Genomic DNA, 17,118 nt, shown 5'->3' on the forward strand with positions numbered 1-17,118 from the left:
GGTGCCATCCGGTCACGGGTCCGCCGTCTGCTCTCGCGGTCTTTGCCGGGCCTGCTGCTGTTGTGTGCAGCGCTGGCCTGCGCGGGCTGCGTGCGCGGCCCCGGCAGCCTTGCGCCGGACCCCGCCCGACCCGCCGCCGAGCGGATCATCCCCGACGTGCCGTTCTTTGCGCAGGAACAATACCAGTGCGGCCCCGCTTCGCTGGCCGGGGTGCTGCGCCACATGGGGCTGACGGGCGCCCAGGCCACCCCGGACGGCATTGCCGAGGCCATCTTTCGCCCCGGCATGCACGGCACGCTTTCGCTGGACCTTGCCCTGTACCCGCGCACCCTCGGGCTTTCCAGCCGCTGGTACGACGGTTCCGTGGCCGACCTGATGGCCGCCGTGGATTCCGGCCAGCCGCGCATCGTCATGGTGGACCATGGCTATGGGCTGGTGAGCACCTATCATTTCATGGTGGTGGTGGGCTACGCGCCCGACGCGGTCATCGTGAATTCCGACCGCACCCCCCTGCAACGGCTGCCGTGGGCTTCGTTTTTGCGCACCTGGGACCGCACCGACCGCTGGACTTTGGAGGTCCGGCGGCAGGAGCCGGGCCCCGCGCCCGCCCCGTAGCCCGAACCGTCACGGGAGGCTCCATGCCGGACACCACGCCCCTTGCCGTCACCCCTGTTTCCGCTTCAGCCAGCCTGCGGCCCGCCCGATCTGTCGGCATGCCGCGCCCCATGTTCCGCTGCATGTCACGCCCCGTATCGGGCGCCGTCCTGCCGTGCCTGCTGCTGACCCTGCTGCTGACCGGATGCGCCCTGCCGCGCATCGGCATCTATCAGGATCCGTTGTCCGGTCCGGAACACCTGGAACTGGGCCGCGCCTACGAGCAGAAGGGCGAGCTGGATCTGGCCCGGCGCGAATACGCCGAAGCCGTGCGCGACGACGTGCCCCAGGCCCACCTGTTCCTGGCCAACCTGCTGTTCCAGAAGGGCGAGTTGGAAGAGGCGGAAAGCCACTACCGCAAGGCCATCCGCACCCTGCCCGAGGCGGAATCCGCCCCGGCGCGCAACAATCTGGCCTGGCTGCTGCTCACGCGCGGTGAGCGGCTGGAGGAAGCGCAACGCCTGGCCGAAGAGGCCGTGCGCCTTGCCGACGACGCCCACCGCCAGAGCTTCGAGGACACCCTGAACCAGGTGAAGGCCGCGCGAAACAAGTAGCGCCTTTTGCGCTTTCGGGCTCCTGTCCTCCTTGCCCCTCCACGGCACGGTCGACGCCAGCGACGGCCCGCCGCATCCACCGTCACGCGGATGCGGCGGGCCGCGTCGTTGACCGTTGCGGTTCCTCGGTCTGCATTTCCCGGGGCCTCACTTCCTTTCGGCAGCCTGCCCGCAGCCTGTCCGCCTTTCTTCCGCCATCCGTCCCGTCACCCCGTCATCCCGGCGTCACGTCGCCCCGCCCCCGTCACCCCGTCGCCGGGGGGCGGTTCCGCAGCTCCGCATCGCACACTGTCGCCGGTTTTTTCGCAAGGTTGCCGGGGCGGGCTTTCCCGCGCGCGTTTCATCTGGCAAGATAGGCCATCGGATACTCTGTGGAGGCGGCATGACGGGTCTGGGCATTCGCGGCAAACTGCTTGCCAGCTACATGTTGGTATTCCTCGTGCTGCTGCTGTGCGGCGGCGCCGGTGCGTACATATATGCCCGCAATGCCGTGGAACAGGCCGTCGAAGAGCGGCTGCACGCGGCCACCCAGTCCATTCTGGGCACCGTGCGCGTGGGGGCGGACCTTGCGGTGCGCAACTACCTGCGTGCCGCTTCGGAAAAGGCCCGCGACGTGGTGGCGCTGGAATACGAACGCTACCGTTCAGGCGCCATCACCGAGGCGCAGGCCAAGGCCAATGCCGCCGCCATCCTGCTGCGCATGAGCATAGCCCGGTCAGGCTACATCTATTGCCTTACCTCCAACGCCACCCTGGCGGTGCACCCGGTGCCGTCACTGCTGGGGCGCGATCTTTCGGAGTTCGAGTTCGTGCGGGACCAGTCGCGCCTGCACGAAGGCTTCATGCAGTACGAATGGCGCAACCCCGGCGAAACGCACGCCCGCCCCAAGGCGCTGCACATGACCTGGTTCCAGCCGTGGGACTGGATCATTTCCGCCTCTGCCTACCGCGAGGAATTCCGCAACCTGCTGGACGTCACCATGCTGCGCGATGCCGTGCTCTCGCACCGGGTGGGCGATACCGGCTATGCCTACATCATGACCGGTGCGGGCGAACTGCTGGTGCACCCGGTGATGGAGCCGGGCGACATCGCCGACGCGCGCGACGACACGGGCCGCCGCTTCGTGCGCGAGATGCTGCAAAAGCGGTCGGGCCGCATCGTCTACTCCTGGCGCAACCCCGGCGAAGGCCACTACCGCGAGAAGATCGTGGTCTACGCCTATCTTGCGGACTACGACTGGATCGTGGCCGCATCCGGGTATACCGACGAGATTTACGCCCCCCTCGACCGCATGCGCCGCCTTGCCCTCGTGTGGCTGCTGGCGGCCACCGGGGTGGTGGCGCTGGCCAGCCTGTACGCCAGCGCGGGCATCACCGGGCCGTTGCGGCGGCTGACCGAGCGGGTGCGCGTGGGCGCCGGGGGCGACCTTTCGGTGCGCATAGTGCCGGAAACGCATGATGAAATTGGTGATCTTGCCAACTATTTCAACAGGCTGATGGGCAACCTGGAAGGGCACAGCCTGCGCATGGGCCAACTGGTGGAGGCGCGCACGGCGGAACTGACCCGCCTCAACGCCGACTACCTGGGCGAACTGGAACGCCGCGCCGCCTCGGAAGAAGAGGCCCGCAGCCGCCTGGCCTTTTTGCAGGCGCTGATGAATGCCATTCCCAACCCCATCTACTACCGCGATTTCACGGGCCGCTTCGTGGACTGCAACGACAGCTTCGCGCGGATGGTGCTGGGCTGCGCGCGAGAAGACGTGCGCGGTCGTCCGCCGGGCGACTTTCCCGACGTGTACCCGGCGGACGTGGCCGGTGCCGTGCTGCGCGACGACGACGAACTGCGCCATGTGGGCGGCACCCGCTTTGGCGAGCAGACCCTGCGCTGCGCCGACGGGGCCACGCACCATTTCAGCGTGGCCAAGACCGTGTTTGCCGGAGGCACGGCGGGCGAGGGCGGCATCATCGGTGTGCTCACCGACCTTACGGCGCGTCGCCGGGCCGAAGACGCGCGGCGCCTGCTGGAGCAGGCGGTGGAGAATTTTTCCGGTGCCTTGCTGATTCTGGATGGCGAGGGTTCCATCCGGTATGCCAACCCGGCCTTTGCGGCCATTACCGGCTGGCCCCGCACCGACGCGGTGGACCGTCGCCTTGCGGACCTTGGTGCCGCAGGTGGGGGGGGCGGTGTAGCCGCCGGGAGTGATGCCGGGACGGCTGGCGACGGCAGTGGGGACGCCGGGTTTGCCGCATTGCTGGCGGCCCGTGCCCAGGGCAGGGCGTGGAGCGGGCAAACCCGGCTGCGGCGCGGCGACGGCAAGCCATTTGACGCGGAATGCCGCCTGGCTCCTTTGCGCGACGCCGCTGGCGCGGTGACCCACTTCGTGTGCACCATCGAGGACGTCAGCGAGCGGCTGCTGTTGCAGGCCCGGCTGTCGCAGGTCCAGTAGCCGTCTGCCTGAGGCTGGAATCCTCGGCGTGGTCGACCCGGGCACCGCGTTGGCGGGGTGGCCGCATCCGCGCCCCGTTTGCTTTTGCAGCGCCGGGGGCCAAGGCGGAGGCCCTGCCCGGACTGGTTCGGACTGGTTCGGGCAGGCTGGAGTAGGCTGGAGTAGGCCGGAACAGGCCGGAACAGGCCCTGAGCACATCAGGATTGGCCGGACAGGCAACAAACGGGCAGCAATCGGGGCCGCAACAGGGTCAGCAACCGGGGCAACAACCGGGGCAACAACCGGGGGCAGGGAAAGGAGCAGGGGTGTGCAGTGTGATGGGTTCCGCATGGCATGGCCGTGGCCCGTGCCTGACTGCCAAGACTGCCGAGTCCGGCGTGCCGGGCGCGGTCTGGTGCGCCTGACGGCATGCCTTGTCGCCTGCCTGCTCCTGTCGTTGCCGCTGGCGGCGGTGGCCGCACAGGCGAGCGAGCTTCCGGCAGACTCGCTTCCGGCGGGCCAGTTTGCGGCGCCCCAGGCACGACAGGCCCCCGTGGGGGCGGGGCCGGGCGGACCGCCTGATGCCTCCGGGCTGGTCTTCGTCACCCAGCAGTTTCCGCCGTTCAATTACCTGGAGCGCGACGGCGACACGGAGCGCGTGGCCGGACCCGTGGCCGAGATCATCAGCATGGCCTGCGAGCGCATGGGCGTGGGCTGCACCTTCCGTTTGCTGCCCTGGGCGCGCGCGCAGCAGGAGGTGCGCAACGGCAACGCGGACGGCATCTTCACCATCGGGTTTGTGTCGGATCGCCAGCAGTGGCTGCATTTTTGCCCGCCGTTGTTGCGCGCCGAATACGGCTTTTTCGTGCGCACGGAAAATCCCCTGCGCTACGTCACCCCCCGCGACGTGTCTGGTTACCGGGTGGGGGTGTACGGCCCTTCGCTGACGGCGAACATCCTGGACCAGTTGGCGCGACAGGTGCCCATGACGGTGGACGTGGCGACCGATAATGATGCCGGGTTCCTCAAACTGGCACAGGGCCGCATCGACGCGGTGTTCTCCAACCGCGAGAACGGCCTTGCCACCATCGCGCTGCTGCGCATCGCCAACCTGCGCTACGCGGGCTGGCACAACCGGGTGGACTATACGGTGGCCTTTTCGCGCCGCACCGCGCCGGAAGTGGTGGAAGCCTTCGAGACCGCGTTGCGCATGCTGCACCGGGAGGGGGAGCTGCAACGGTGCCTTGCCCGGTACGGATTGCAATCCGCCTATCCCGATGTGCAGGGCGGCAAGGGCCGGTAGCAGGGCAGGACGCGTCGCACGGTGAAGCCACCCCGTGCATCTCGGATACTTTCAGATATCCCGGATATCTCCTGATGCCTTCTGATGCCCCTGATGCGCGTCAGACTGCCGTTTCTGGTTGAAATGTCCGTCAGAAATGTTCGGCGGAAATATCCGTTGCTGTCACCGCGCGACATTCCTCGGCGAGAGTGTGACGGCTGGCGAGAGTGCGACAATCCGCGCGACTGCGACAGTCCGTGAGAGTGCGACAATCCGTTGCCGCCGGGTTGCGCCATGCATCCCTCCGCTATGCCGCTCCACGCCGGTTCGCGCGCAGGCGATCACCCTCATCAGAGTGGGTGAATGCCACCGTGACCGGCATTGTCCGGTTGCGCCCCCGGTACGGCATGCGCTATGCATTGCCGGTCCCGAAAGCGGCAATTCCGACGCCACCTCCGGGGGCTCCTTTCCTTGAAGGAACAGGGCCCCGGCGGCCCGGCATGTTTTGTTCCGGCTCCACGACAGAAGCCCGGCTGTTCCGCGCGTGCGCCATGGCCGGTTTTCCCACACGCACACCACGCGCCCGCGCGTGCCCACACGGCGATACGGCATGAACAGCAAAAAGCGCATCCTCGGCATACTGCTTGGCGTCATGGTTCTGGCGGCGGGCATCTGGTACTGGCATGGCCTCGGCAAGGTGGAAACCGACGACGCGCAGGTAGACGGGCGCATCTTCATGGTTTCGCCGCGCGTGGCGGGCTACGTGGTGGACGTGCCCGTGCAGGACAACCAGTTCGTCAAGGAAGGCGAGGTGCTGGCCCGGCTGGACCCCACCGAATACGAGGTGGCCGTGGCCGAGGCGCGCGCCCAGCTTGCCGCGTTGCAGCGGGGCGTGCCGCTGGAGCTTTCGCAGACCGTGCACCGGGTGACCGGCGCCCAGGCCGTGGAAGAGGCCACCAAGCGCCGCGCCGCCCAGGCCCGCGACGAAGAGGACGCCGCCCGCTACGAAATGGAGCGCATGTCCACGGAGCAGGCACAGGCCGCCCTGGACCGGCGCCGCCTGGAGGCGCTGGTGGGGCAGGGTGCCGTTTCGAGAGAGGCGGCGGACCGCGCCCGTTCCACCGACGATGCCGCCAAGGCCCGGCTGGAATCGTCCCGCGCCAAACTGGAGGCCGCCAGCAAGGCCCGCGCGGCGGCAGAGGCCGAAATGCGCCGCGTGCGCGCCGAGGTGGATCTGGCCGGAACCGGGCAGGTGGTGGCGGAAATCCGCGCCCGCCAGGTGGAGGCCCAGCAGGCCAAGGTGCGCCAGGCCGAGTTGAATCTGGAATGGACCACCGTGCGCGCCCCCGTGGACGGCTACGTGACCAAGAAGAACGTGGAGCCGGGCCGCATGGTCACGCGCGGCCAGCCGATCATGGCCGTGGTGCCCATGTCGCCCGACCACCTGTGGGTGACGGCCAACTTCAAGGAAACCGAACTTACCGACGTGAAGCCCGGCCAGCCCTGCGAAATCCGCGTGGACACCTATCCCAACCTGGTGCTGAAGGGCCAGGTGGAATCGATCATGGCGGGCACCGGCGCGGCCTTTTCGCTGTTTCCGCCCCAGAATGCCTCGGGCAACTTCGTGAAGGTGGTGCAGCGCATACCCGTGCGGCTGCGCCTGACCGACTACGACCCCGCCACCATGCCGCCCCTGCGCGTGGGCATGAGCGTGGTGCCGGTGATTTTTACCGGCAGGGGCGTTTCCGAGGTGCCCCCGCGCGCCGTGGGACCGGATGGTGCCGCCGTGCGCGGTGAAGGGGCTGGCGCCAGTGCCGGGCAGGCGGCGAAGCCCGCCGCCAACGGTACGGGTTCCGCTGCGGGCGTGGCGACGGGCATGGCCAACGCCACCGCACCCGCCCCGTCGGCCCCCAGGCAGTAGCCGGTACGGCAGCCCCGCATGTCGAAAGATCCCGAATCGGTCAACCGCTGGCTCATCACCCTGGCGGTGATGGTGCCCACGCTCATCGAAATCCTGGATACCAGCGTGGCCAACGTCGCGCTCAAGCACATCCAGGGCAGCCTGGCCGCTGGCGAGGAAGAGGTGACCTGGGTGCTCACCTCGTACCTGGTGGCCAACGCCATCGTCATCCCCATGAGCGGGTGGCTGGCGCGGCTCATGGGGCGCAAGCGCTTCCTCATGTTGTCCATCGCCGTGTTCACCGCCAGTTCGCTACTGTGCGGGGCGGCCACCAGCCTGGCCCAGATCATCCTGTTCCGCATTTTTCAGGGGCTTGGCGGGGGCGGGCTGCAACCCATGTCGCAGGCCATCCTGATGGAAACCTTTCCGCCCCAGCAGCGCGGCATGGCCATGGGCATCTTCGGCGTGGGGGTGGTGCTGGGGCCCATCCTGGGGCCGCTGCTGGGCGGCTACCTGACGGACAATTTCACCTGGCGGTGGATTTTCTACATCAACCTGCCGGTGGGGCTGCTGGCCCTGTATCTGGCCGGGGCCTTCCTGTTCGACCCGCCGTACATGGAACGCCGCCAGCGCGGCGAGGTGGTGGACTACCTGGGGCTGGCCCTGCTGACCACGGGCATCGGCGCGTTGCAGATCGTGCTGGACAAGGGCCAGCAGGACGACTGGTTCAGTTCGCCCTTCATCACCACCCTGGCCGTGGTTTCGGCGGTGTCACTGGTGGGGCTGGTGTTCTGGGAATTGCGCCACCCAAGGCCGGTGCTGGATTTCCGCATCCTGAAAAACCGCAGCTTCGCCATCGGCAACGCCGTGATGTTCTTCGGCTTCTTCGCCTTTTTCGGGTCCATCGTGCTGCTGCCGCTGTTCCTGCAAGGGCTGATGGGCTACACCGCCTATCTCGCGGGTCTCGTGCTGGGGCCGGGGGGCATGCTGGCGCTGGTGTTCATGCCCGTGGCGGGCAAGCTGACCGAACGCATCGACGCCCGCTGGATGCTGGCCTTCGGCATGCTGGTGTGTGCGTATTCGCTGCACATCATGGCCGGGTTCAACCTGTACATCGACTTCGGCACGGCGGCCTTTGCCCGCGTGCTGCAAGGCATAGCCATGCCGTTCTTCTTCGTTTCGCTGTCGGTGGTCACCTTCGCCTACGTCCCGCGCGAGGCCATGAACACCGCATCGCCGCTGTACAACCTGCTGCGCAACCTGGGCGGCTCGTTCGGCGTGGCCTTCGTTACCACGCTGCTGGCCCGGCGCACCCAGTACCACCACAGCGTGCTGGCGGAAGGCATGACGCCCCTCTCGCCCGCCTACGAGCTGAGCTTCGAGCAGATTCGCAACGGGCTGGCCATGCAGCTTGGCGAGGTGGCGGACCTGGCCGAACGCACCCGCGTGGTGATCTACCAGATGCTCCAGCGAGAGGCATCCGCCCTGGCCTTCAACGACGCCTTCTTTTCGCAGGGGGCCATCTTCCTGCTGCTGTTCTTCTGCGTGTGGTTCATGCGCAGGCCGCCGAGGGGCAAGCATGAGGGGTTTGTGGAATAAGTGCCGGACGTTGCTTTCTGGCTGCCGGTGATGCCGGGTATTGATGAGAAAATGGCCGCCGCTCCCCGAGAGCGACGGCCATTTCTTGCGTGTGCCGTGCGAAAGGTGGAGCTGCGTCCGGTATCAGCCCCTTGTGTCGGAGGCCAGTTCCGCGCGCACGGCTTCGATCACTTCAAGGTATCGGGCAAAGACCTGCTCGTCGTCTTCCACGCAGCCGAAGTCGGTACCGGCCTTCACGTCGCGCAGGTCGAAGATGGCGTTGGCCAGCGCCCACGGTTCCGGCTGGTCCAGCACCCGGCCCGTGCGGCCATCGTCGATGAGGTCGCAGGCTCCCGTGGCGCGTGTGGTCACCGTGGGCACGCCCATGGCCTGCGCCTCGGCCACCACGTTGCCGAAGGTGTCGTAGAACGAGGGGTGGCAGAGCACGTCGAGCCCGGCGTAGAAGCGCGGCATGTCGGCGGCCGCGACCTTGCCGAGGAACACCACCCGTTTTTCCACCCCCAGCGATTTGGCGTAGTCGGCGTACTTGCGGCTGCGGCGCCCCCCGGCCACCACCAGCACGTATTCCTCGGGCAGGTGGGCCAGCGCGGCGATGAGCCGGTCCAGCCCCTTGAGTTCGAAGTTGCTGGAACAGAATCCGATGGCCCGGTGCTGCTCGCGCAGGCCCACGATCCGCCGTGATTCGCCGCGCAGGTCGGTGAAACGCCGGATGTTGAAGCGCCGGGTGTCCACCCCGTTGGGTATGACCACCACCGTGGCCGGAGAATGGGGAAACTGGCGCGCCACGGCGGCCCGCACGTTCTGCGAGATGGCGATGACGCGCCGGGTGGCCGGGTGGTTGTATATCTTGCGGTCCAGCACGGCCATCAGCAGGTTGTTGGGGTTCAGCAGGCGCGAGAGCGCCTTGGTGAACCGTCGCAGGGGCGAGCGCTGCGCCGCCAGGCTGTTGTGCATGAAGTCGCGGTGCGGCCCGCCCGACCTGTGGATGTGGCAGCCCGCCATGTTCCCGAAGCTGACGCTGATGGTGGTCGGCGGCAACTCGCGCAGGGCGCGGGTGGCGGCAAGGTGCAGACCCAGGTTTTTCATGAACCGGCCCGGCCTCCACAGGCCCAGCACCCGGATGTCCACGGCCAGCGGCGCGGCATCCGGATCGGCCTGCGGGCCGTCGCTGTGCTGGCGCAGGGCAGGGGCCTTGGCGCCGGGCACGTCGGGGGCCATTTCGCCGCACAGCACGCGCACGGGCACGCCGTGGGCGCGCAGGTATTCATGGAAGCGGTAACAGAAATGTTCCACGCCGCCGTAGCGCGAGTAGGTGCGGATGAACAGCGCGACATCTGGCGGGGCGACATCTGGCGGGGCGACATCTGGCGGGGCGACATCTGGCGGGGCGACATCTGGCGGGGCGACCGCTGGCGTGACGGTCTCGGGATGGGGAGCCGCGGGGTGGTGTACCCCGTGCTGGTGGACATCCTGTTGGTGGGCCTCGGGTTGGGGGCCGTCGGGCGTGGGGGCGGTGGGGGTGTCTGGCATGGCTGGGTGGGTGGGGGTGTGCGCCGGGGCGCGGAAAAGGGGCGGAACGCCCGAACGCCCGCTTGGTCTAGCAAACGGCCACGGAGGGTGCAAGGCCGCCATCAGGCGGGCGGTCGCCCGCCTGGGCATGGCGCGGCTGCTCCCTGTGATGGATTCCGCCCGCCTGCCCTGTCCTGTTCCCCTTGCTTTGCACCCCCGTCCTGGGGGCCCGGCCTCTTGCCGACTGCCTTCTCCGCCGCGTGGGTCCGCCGCGGGGATCTTGCCGGGCAGGCCCGCATGTCGCCCCCTACGGTTCGTGCCTGTCTGTGCCAGTCTGTGCCAGTCCGGGCCAGCCCGGCCCAGTTCAGGCCAGTCCGGGCCAGTTCGAGCCAGTCCCTATTGATCCGTGCCGATCCCTATCGATCCGTGCCGGACCGGACGATTCCCGTCGGGCGCGGTCGCCGCATGCCGGCCGGGCCGACGATGCGCCGTCTTACCCTCGCGCGCCCGAGGGCGGGTAATCCTTTTCGGTGCGCGAGCGGGTTTCTTCCAGCGTTTCCTCCGAGTCGGTGTAGCGGTCGGCGATGTCCCGGAATGTTTGCAGGTTGACCAGAAAGGCGTCCACAACGTCCGGGTCGAAGTGCAAGCCGCGCCCCTGGCGGATGATCTCCACGGATTTCTCCATGTCGAACGGGGGCTTGTATACCCGGCGGCTGATCAGCGCATCGAACACGTCGGCCAGGGCCATGAGCCGGGCCGAAACGGGAATCCCGTCGCCGGAAAGGCCTTGCGGGTAGCCGCTGCCGTCCCACTTTTCGTGGTGGCAGTATGCGATCTCGCGCGCGTGGCGCAGGAATGATACCGGCGTATCCAGCTGTTTTTCCGCTGCGATGATGGCGTCGCGCCCCAGCGCGGGGTGGCGCTTCATGTCCTCGAATTCCTCCGGCGTGAGCTTGCCGGGTTTCAGCAGGATGCGGTCGGCAATGCCCACCTTGCCGATGTCGTGCAGCGGGGCGGACTTGAACAGCAGGGGGATGTCCTCTGGCGTGAGCGCGGCGGAAAAGCGCGGATGCTCCGACAGGTGCTGGGCCAGCACCTTCACATAGTGCTGGGTGCGGCGGATGTGGTTGCCGGTCTCGTTGTCGCGCGTTTCGGCCAGCGAGGCCATGGCCATGATGGTCACGTCCTGCACGGCGGCCAGTTCGCGCATGCGGCGGGCCACCTCGTCCTCGAGGAATTCGTTCTTGTCCTTCAGAAAGTCGCGGGCGGCCTTGACCTGCAGGTGGGTGCGCACACGGGCCAGCATGATGGACGGGCTGATCGGCTTGGTGATGTAATCCACGGCCCCCAGTTCCAGGCCGATGCGCTCGTCGTCCTCTTCCGACAGGGCGGTGAGGAAGATCACCGGCACGTCCGCCGTGCCGGGCAGTTCCTTCAGCCTGCGCAGCACCGTGTAGCCATCCATGCCGGGCATCATGATGTCCAGCAGCACGAGGTCCGGCGGGTTGCCGGATGACAGGATGCGCAGGGCCTTTTCTCCGCTGTTGGCCACCTTGACCCGGTAGGTGTCCTTCAGCAGGTCGCTGAGCAGGGTCAGGTTGTCGGCGGTGTCGTCCACCACCAGCACGGTGCGCCGCGTGTCGTCTGCGTGAAGGGGCGTGTCGGTCATGGCTGCCTCTCGTGGCTGTGTGGACCTGGAGCGGGGCATGGGGCGCGGTACGGAAAGAGGCTGGGGCGTTGCTGCGGTGTGGTTCCCGGCGCGGTTGTCCGGCACCGGTCAGCCGTCGCAGGGTGGACGGGCCGAGCGCAGCATCTCCAGGGCGGTTTCGAATTCGAAGGCGCGCAACGCCTCGCCCATGCCGGTTACCAGAGGCTGCCCCAGAGCGGCGCGCAGGGCATCCGAGTGGGTGTTGAAGAGGTCGACGGCCTCGCTGTCGTCTTCCTCGATGAGCGTTTCCAACTGGTCGAGAAGGCCTTCGGGCAGCGCACGGGACAGCTCGCTGTCTGCCAGGTTCCTTTCCGGTCCGGTGTCTTGTCCGGCTTCGTGCCCGTCGCCTGCTGCGTCACCTGATCTGTCGCTCTGCCGGACGGGCGCATCCGGCGTGGCGCCCGGTGCGGCGCCAGCCGGGTCGGGCCGGGTGGCGTCCAGCAGGCGGTGCATGGCCCGCACCGCCTCGTCCAGCGATATGCGCAGCAGGGCCAGCACCTCTGCCGTGTGCTCTTGCGAGGCCTCGTGGCGCAGTGCCGCTTCCAGGTCGGCGGCCTGGGACTGCACCGCGCGGGCGCCCAGGGTTCCCGCCACGCCTTTCAGGGTGTGCGCCTCGCGCGTGGCCGCCGCCCCGTCGCCGGACTGGATGAGTTCGGCGATGCGCGTGGCCGCGTCGGCGTGCTGGGAAACGAAGCGCCGTAATAATGTGTGGTAGGTGGCCTGCTTGCCCAGCACCCGGCGCAGTCCCGCTTCCGGGTCGAGAACGTGCCTGGCGTCGTTTTGCCCGTTTCCTCTGCCAGGGCCGGAGGCAGGCGACGTGCCGGGGGATGCGCCGGGCAACGTGTCCGCCTGCGTGGCGGGCGACGTGCCGGGGGCTGTGGTGTCCGCGGCATCCTTCCGCTCCGCCTCGCCCCGCCGGGGCAGCCAGCGGATCAGGGCCGCGAACAGTTCGTCCGGGTCGATGGGCTTGGCCACGTGGTCGTTCATGCCCGCCGCCAGGCACGCCTCGCGGTCACCCCGCATGGCGTTGGCGGTCATGGCCACTATGGGCAGGCTGTCTGCCCCCCGGCTGAGGCGGATGGTGCGGGTGGCCTCGTACCCGTCCATGACGGGCATCTGCACGTCCATCAGCACGAGGTCGTAGTCGCCCTCCATGACCATGCGCACCGCCTGCGCCCCGTCTTCCGCCGCGTCGGGCGCAAGCCCGGCCTCGGCCAACAGCCCCAGGGCCACCTCGCGGTTCAGTTCGTTGTCCTCCACCAGCAGCACGCGCGAACCGCGCACGCCGTCGAGCATGGCGGGGCGGGTATCCGGCGGGGGTACGGCGGCGCGCGGGGCCGGGTGCACCGCGCCCAGAAGGCGCATGGCCGTGTCGAACAGCAGGGATGGCTGCACCGGCTTCACCAGTACGGCGGACACCCCCACTCCCTCGGCCGCGGCGAAAATCTCTTCGCGCCCGTGGGCGGTAACGATGGCCACGGGCAGGTCCGGTGCCAGCAAGCGGATGTTGCGGGCCGTCTCCAGCCCGTCCATGCCGGGCATCTGCCAGTCCAGGAAGATCATGCCGAAGGGGGTGTCCGCGTCCTGGGCTTCGCGCAGCAGTTCCAGCGCGGTCTCGCCGCCGTCCGCCATGACCGGGCGGAAGGTCATGCCTTCCAGCATGTGGGCCAACACCATGCGGGCCTGGGGGTTGTCGTCCACCACCAGCACCCGCAGGCCGCGCAGGTCGATGCGCGGCAGCAGGGCCCGCCGTCCGGAACCCAGGCCCAGCCGGGCCGTGAACCAGAAGGTGCTGCCCCCGCCGGGGGCGCTGTCCACGCCCACGCCGCCGCCCATCAGGTCCGCCAGCTTCTTGGCGATGGCAAGGCCAAGGCCGGTGCCGCCGTACTTGCGGGTGGTGGACGTGTCCGCCTGCTGGAACGAGACGAACAGCCGGGCCTTCTGTTCGTCGGTGAGTCCGATGCCCGTGTCGCGCACGGCAAAGCGTAGCAGCACGTCGGTATCGCCCGTTTCCAGCGTTTCCACACGGATTACGATTTCGCCGTGTTCGGTGAACTTCACCGCGTTGTTGGCGTAGTTGATGAGAATCTGCCCCAGGCGCAACGGGTCGCCCCGCAGTACGGGGGGCACGTTGGCGGCCACGTCGAGCACGAATTCCAGCCCCTTGGTGGCGGCCTTTTCCGAGACCAGGTTGGCCACGGTGTCGAGCACGGTTTCCAGTTCGAACTCGGTGTTCTCCACCGTCAACTTGCCCGCCTCGATCTTGGAGAAGTCGAGGATGTCGTTGAGGATGCCCAGCAGGTGCTGGCCCGAGGCGCGTATCTTGCGCACGTAGTCTGTCTGGCGCGGGTCCAGCTCTGTCTTCAGGGCCAGGTGGGTCATGCCGATGATGGCGTTCATGGGGGTGCGGATTTCGTGGCTCATGTTGGCCAGGAAGTCGCTTTTGAGCCGGGTAGCTTCTTCGGCCATTTCCTTGGCCCGGCGCAGTTCCGCCTCCGTGCGCTTGCGGATGGAGATGTCGCGCAGGGCGGCGCAGGCGCTCATGGGGTGACGGTCGGAGGGAGGCAGCTTGCTGAGGCTGATTTCCAGCGGCAGGCGGGTGCCGTCCTTGCGCACGCCCATCACCTCGCGCTCATGCCCGATGACCTGGAGCGGCGAGGCCAGGAAGTCGTTGCGCAGCTTCACGTGGCGTTGGCGCACTTCCTCTGGCAGGAATTCCTCCACCAGATGTCCGGTAAGCTCGCCCGTCTCGTAGCCCAGCAGCCGTTCCAACTGCGGGTTGCACAGCACGATGCGTCCCTCTCCGTCCACCACCACCATGGCGTCCGGGGCCGAATGCACAATGCCCCGGTACCAGGCCTCGGTATCCTTCAGTTCTGTCTGCTGCTCCTTGAGTTCGGTAATGTCGTTGATCAGGGTGACCCGGCGGGGGGTGATGTCCCTGTCTCCGATGAGCGCACAACGCACGTCGGCCCAGCGCACCTCGCCGTCGGGACGCAGGTAGCGGTGCTCTGCGCGCACCGTGAAGGTGGAGCGGGCCGGGTCCGGCTCGCCGGTGTCCAGCCCGTCATGTTCCGGGCTTCCGTGCCGCGGGGCGGCGTATTCCAGCTTGTCGGGGTCCAGGCGGCCCAGCAGGGCTTCCAGCGCCTCGCGGTCGTCGGGGTGAAAGAAATCCTCAAGGTCGCGCCCGCGCAGTTCCGGTTCGCTGATGCCGATGAAGTCGATGAAGGCGGGATTGGCCCGGTCGATGCCAAGCCCCCTGCGCTCGCTGACGATGCCGATGCCCGCCGTTTCGAACACGGCGCGGAAGAAGGCCTCGCTGCGGCGCAGCAATTCGCGGCTTTCCTGCAGTTCCGTTGCCTGGCTGCGGGTCTGGTCCAGCAGGCTGCGGGTGTGCAGGTTGCGCTCCAGCACTTCCTGCGACAGGGCGGCCATGGGCAGCATGTCCTCGAACAGGGTGGCGGCGCGCGGGGGCAGCGGCCCCAGGGTGGCCAGTTCAAGCACGCCCAGCAGCCGTTCGCCCAGCAGCAGCGGATAGGCCCGCAACGAAGCGGGGTGCACGTCGCCCAGCCCGGTGGCGAAGCGCAGGGTTTCTCCTTCCGGCGGCGTGAGCTCCACCGGTGCGCGCGTGGCGGCGCAACGGCCCACCAGCCCGCCGTCCCTGGGCATTCTGGCGGGCGGGCCGCCGACGATGCCGCCCAGCGAGGCCACCAGATCGAGATGCACGCCGTCGTCGTTGGGCACGTACAGCGCCGCGTAGGGGGCGCCGGATACCTGCGCGGCCACGGCGGACAGTCGCTGGCCGAAGGAATCCAGGTCGCCCGCCTGTTGCAGGGTGGTGGCCGTCTCGGACATCTGGGCCTTGATCCAGCGCTGCTGCTCCATCTGGCGCGAAACGCCCAGCAGCACTTGCAGCGAGCGGGCCATGGCCCCCATTTCGTTGCGTTCCTCGCCGTAGGGGATCCGCACGTCGAGGTCGCCGTCGGCCAGTGCCTTGACGCAGCCGGTCAGGGCCAGCAGGCGCCGCCGGATGCTCCAGCTGACAAGATAGGTGATGGCCACGACCATGGCGCAGAACAGTCCGTACGCCGCAATGGCCTTGAGCAACGTGGTCCTGTTTTCCGTCACCGAGGACTGGAAGAAATGTTCCGCCGTGGAGCGGGCCGCGTGCATCAGGTCGTCGATGGCGTGCAGCAGCCGGTCGGCCGGATTCTGGGGCGAGGATTCGGTAAGCCGCCAGGCTTCCTGTATCTCGCGGTTTTCGGCCATGGTCATGGCCCGGTCGCGCATGGACAGGAAGTCGTCGTAGTGGCTTGCCAGGGCGTCGATGAGGGCTGGCTCGCCCTGGAAATTGGCGCGCACGGCTTCCATGCAGTCGTGGAACAGGCGTTCCTCGCGCCGCAGGGTGGCCACTTGCTCGGCCTTGATGGCCTCGTCCACCTCGATGATCTGCTCGCGCATGGCCACGCGCATGCGCTCCACGCTTTCCTTGGCCTGCTGCAGACTGCTGGTGGCGATGAAGGTGTGCCGGTAGACGGTGTTGGCGTCTTCGGCCATGTCGCTCATCAGGCTCAGGGTGCTGTACCCGAGGACGATGCTGAAGGCGACGATGAGCAGCGTGCAGATGAGCAGCCGCTGGAAGACGGAAAGATGGCGGAACAGCATGGGGCCCGGGGGGGTGGGCATGGTGGGGCTCCTTCCTGCCGTAGGAGTGCCCGTGGGGACCGGGCGGGAATGCATGTCGCAGTATAGGCGAGCGCGGGGAATATTGTCCAGAAGGCGGGGAATAACGAAAGGGGGCGGCAGGGGGAACCGGGAGAAGAAGAGCCGGGCCAACGGGCCAAAGCGTGCCATGGGGCGAAGCCGCAGGCGATGGGCCAGACGGGAATGATGGCCCAGGCAGGAATGATGAACCGGATGGAGGGACGGGTGAAAACGGGAGAGGACGGATGCAGTGACCCGACGGGCACGGCCCAACGGGGCTCGGGCTGATGGAGCCCGGCCAGTGCGCCCGACCAGTCCGGCTCGGTCAGTATGGCCCCGGTCAGTCTGCCAAGACGCTCCACAGGCGATACACCGCGACGTCCGCCGACGTGGCGTCGCGGGCATCGCGGGCAAGGGCCTGGGCTTCGGCACGGGTTGCGGCCTCATCGTGGCGTGCAACGCCATCCCCGGGGTGCCAGCGGATCAGGAACGGCGGCGCGGGATAGGGACCACGCCCTTCGGACCACGCGGGGCGTTCCACGACGGCGGAGCCGCGGTGGCGTTGTGGCGGCGCGGGCTGCCTGTCGCTGGCGTGCGCGGGAAATTTCGTGCCGATGCCCGGGGGGACGAAGGTGGCGGCGTGGTGCGCCTGGCCCGGGGAGGCAGGGTCGGAAAGAACCGGGGGGATGGGCGAGTGGGGTGCGCAAGGGGCGGGTGTGGCGTGCATGGTACCTCCGTGTTCCGATGTGGAAACAGGATTGCACAAAATGTGCGAAGGATCCA

The 17,118-nt window shown here is 68.1% G+C and carries 10 protein-coding genes; 6 read left to right on the forward strand and 4 right to left on the reverse strand.

Annotated features, from left to right (window positions below):
* Window positions 1-60 precede the first annotated feature (60 nt).
* The 6 genes from K6142_RS11695 to K6142_RS11720 all read left to right on the forward strand — a co-directional run bounded on the left by K6142_RS11695 (window position 61) and on the right by K6142_RS11720 (window position 8,414).
* Window positions 61-615 carry a C39 family peptidase gene (locus K6142_RS11695; protein ID WP_223380856.1) on the forward strand — a complete coding sequence of 185 codons (555 nt, stop codon included), beginning with the start codon at window positions 61-63 and terminating at the stop codon, window positions 613-615.
* 23 nt (window positions 616-638) lie between these two features.
* Window positions 639-1,208: a tetratricopeptide repeat protein gene (locus K6142_RS11700; protein WP_190244552.1), complete on the forward strand. Its 570-nt coding sequence runs from the start codon at window positions 639-641 to the stop codon at window positions 1,206-1,208.
* A 382-nt stretch (window positions 1,209-1,590) separates the two neighbouring features.
* On the forward strand, window positions 1,591-3,654 hold the full coding sequence (locus tag K6142_RS11705; RefSeq protein WP_190244553.1) for a cache domain-containing protein: 2,064 nt from the start codon (window positions 1,591-1,593) through the stop codon (window positions 3,652-3,654).
* A gap of 394 nt (window positions 3,655-4,048) precedes the next feature.
* The gene (locus K6142_RS11710) at window positions 4,049-4,936 is read left to right on the forward strand and encodes a substrate-binding periplasmic protein (protein WP_190244554.1); all 888 of its coding nucleotides are present in this window, start codon (window positions 4,049-4,051) and stop codon (window positions 4,934-4,936) included.
* 589 nt (window positions 4,937-5,525) lie between these two features.
* The gene (locus K6142_RS11715) at window positions 5,526-6,836 is read left to right on the forward strand and encodes an HlyD family secretion protein (RefSeq protein ID WP_190244555.1); all 1,311 of its coding nucleotides are present in this window, start codon (window positions 5,526-5,528) and stop codon (window positions 6,834-6,836) included.
* Window positions 6,837-6,854: 18 nt separating this feature from the next.
* Window positions 6,855-8,414 carry a DHA2 family efflux MFS transporter permease subunit gene (locus K6142_RS11720; RefSeq protein ID WP_190244556.1) on the forward strand — a complete coding sequence of 520 codons (1,560 nt, stop codon included), beginning with the start codon at window positions 6,855-6,857 and terminating at the stop codon, window positions 8,412-8,414.
* A 123-nt stretch (window positions 8,415-8,537) separates the two neighbouring features.
* On the opposite strand, the gene K6142_RS11725 is transcribed toward K6142_RS11720, so the two are convergent.
* From K6142_RS11725 to K6142_RS11740, 4 genes are all read right to left on the reverse strand, one after another.
* Entirely contained in the window at window positions 8,538-9,944 is a 1,407-nt protein-coding gene (locus K6142_RS11725; protein WP_223290309.1) for a glycosyltransferase family 4 protein, read from the reverse strand.
* 472 nt (window positions 9,945-10,416) lie between these two features.
* Window positions 10,417-11,592: a two-component system response regulator gene (locus K6142_RS11730; RefSeq protein WP_190244557.1), complete on the reverse strand. Its 1,176-nt coding sequence runs from the start codon at window positions 11,590-11,592 to the stop codon at window positions 10,417-10,419.
* A 108-nt stretch (window positions 11,593-11,700) separates the two neighbouring features.
* Window positions 11,701-16,317, reverse strand: coding sequence for a response regulator (locus tag K6142_RS11735; RefSeq protein ID WP_190244558.1), 4,617 nt, complete (start codon window positions 16,315-16,317; stop codon window positions 11,701-11,703).
* Window positions 16,318-16,675: 358 nt separating this feature from the next.
* The gene (locus tag K6142_RS11740; RefSeq protein ID WP_190244559.1) at window positions 16,676-17,062 is read right to left on the reverse strand and encodes a hypothetical protein; all 387 of its coding nucleotides are present in this window, start codon (window positions 17,060-17,062) and stop codon (window positions 16,676-16,678) included.
* Between the last annotated feature and the right edge of the window lie 56 nt (window positions 17,063-17,118).

Source organism: Nitratidesulfovibrio sp. SRB-5 (genome assembly GCF_019931275.1).
Taxonomy (GTDB): domain Bacteria; phylum Desulfobacterota; class Desulfovibrionia; order Desulfovibrionales; family Desulfovibrionaceae; genus Cupidesulfovibrio.

Excerpts from the sequence above, each read along its gene's own strand:
- K6142_RS11700 (WP_190244552.1), top strand. The coding sequence starts at position 639 with ATGCCGGACACCACGCCCCTTGCCGTCACCCCTGTTTCCGCTTCAGCC.
- K6142_RS11705 (WP_190244553.1), top strand. The coding sequence starts at position 1,591 with ATGACGGGTCTGGGCATTCGCGGCAAACTGCTTGCCAGCTACATGTTG.
- K6142_RS11715 (WP_190244555.1), top strand. The coding sequence starts at position 5,526 with ATGAACAGCAAAAAGCGCATCCTCGGCATACTGCTTGGCGTCATGGTT.
- K6142_RS11720 (WP_190244556.1), top strand. The coding sequence starts at position 6,855 with ATGTCGAAAGATCCCGAATCGGTCAACCGCTGGCTCATCACCCTGGCG.
- K6142_RS11725 (WP_223290309.1), bottom strand. The coding sequence starts at position 9,944 with ATGCCAGACACCCCCACCGCCCCCACGCCCGACGGCCCCCAACCCGAG.
- K6142_RS11730 (WP_190244557.1), bottom strand. The coding sequence starts at position 11,592 with ATGACCGACACGCCCCTTCACGCAGACGACACGCGGCGCACCGTGCTG.
- K6142_RS11735 (WP_190244558.1), bottom strand. The coding sequence starts at position 16,317 with ATGCCCACCCCCCCGGGCCCCATGCTGTTCCGCCATCTTTCCGTCTTC.
- K6142_RS11740 (WP_190244559.1), bottom strand. The coding sequence starts at position 17,062 with ATGCACGCCACACCCGCCCCTTGCGCACCCCACTCGCCCATCCCCCCG.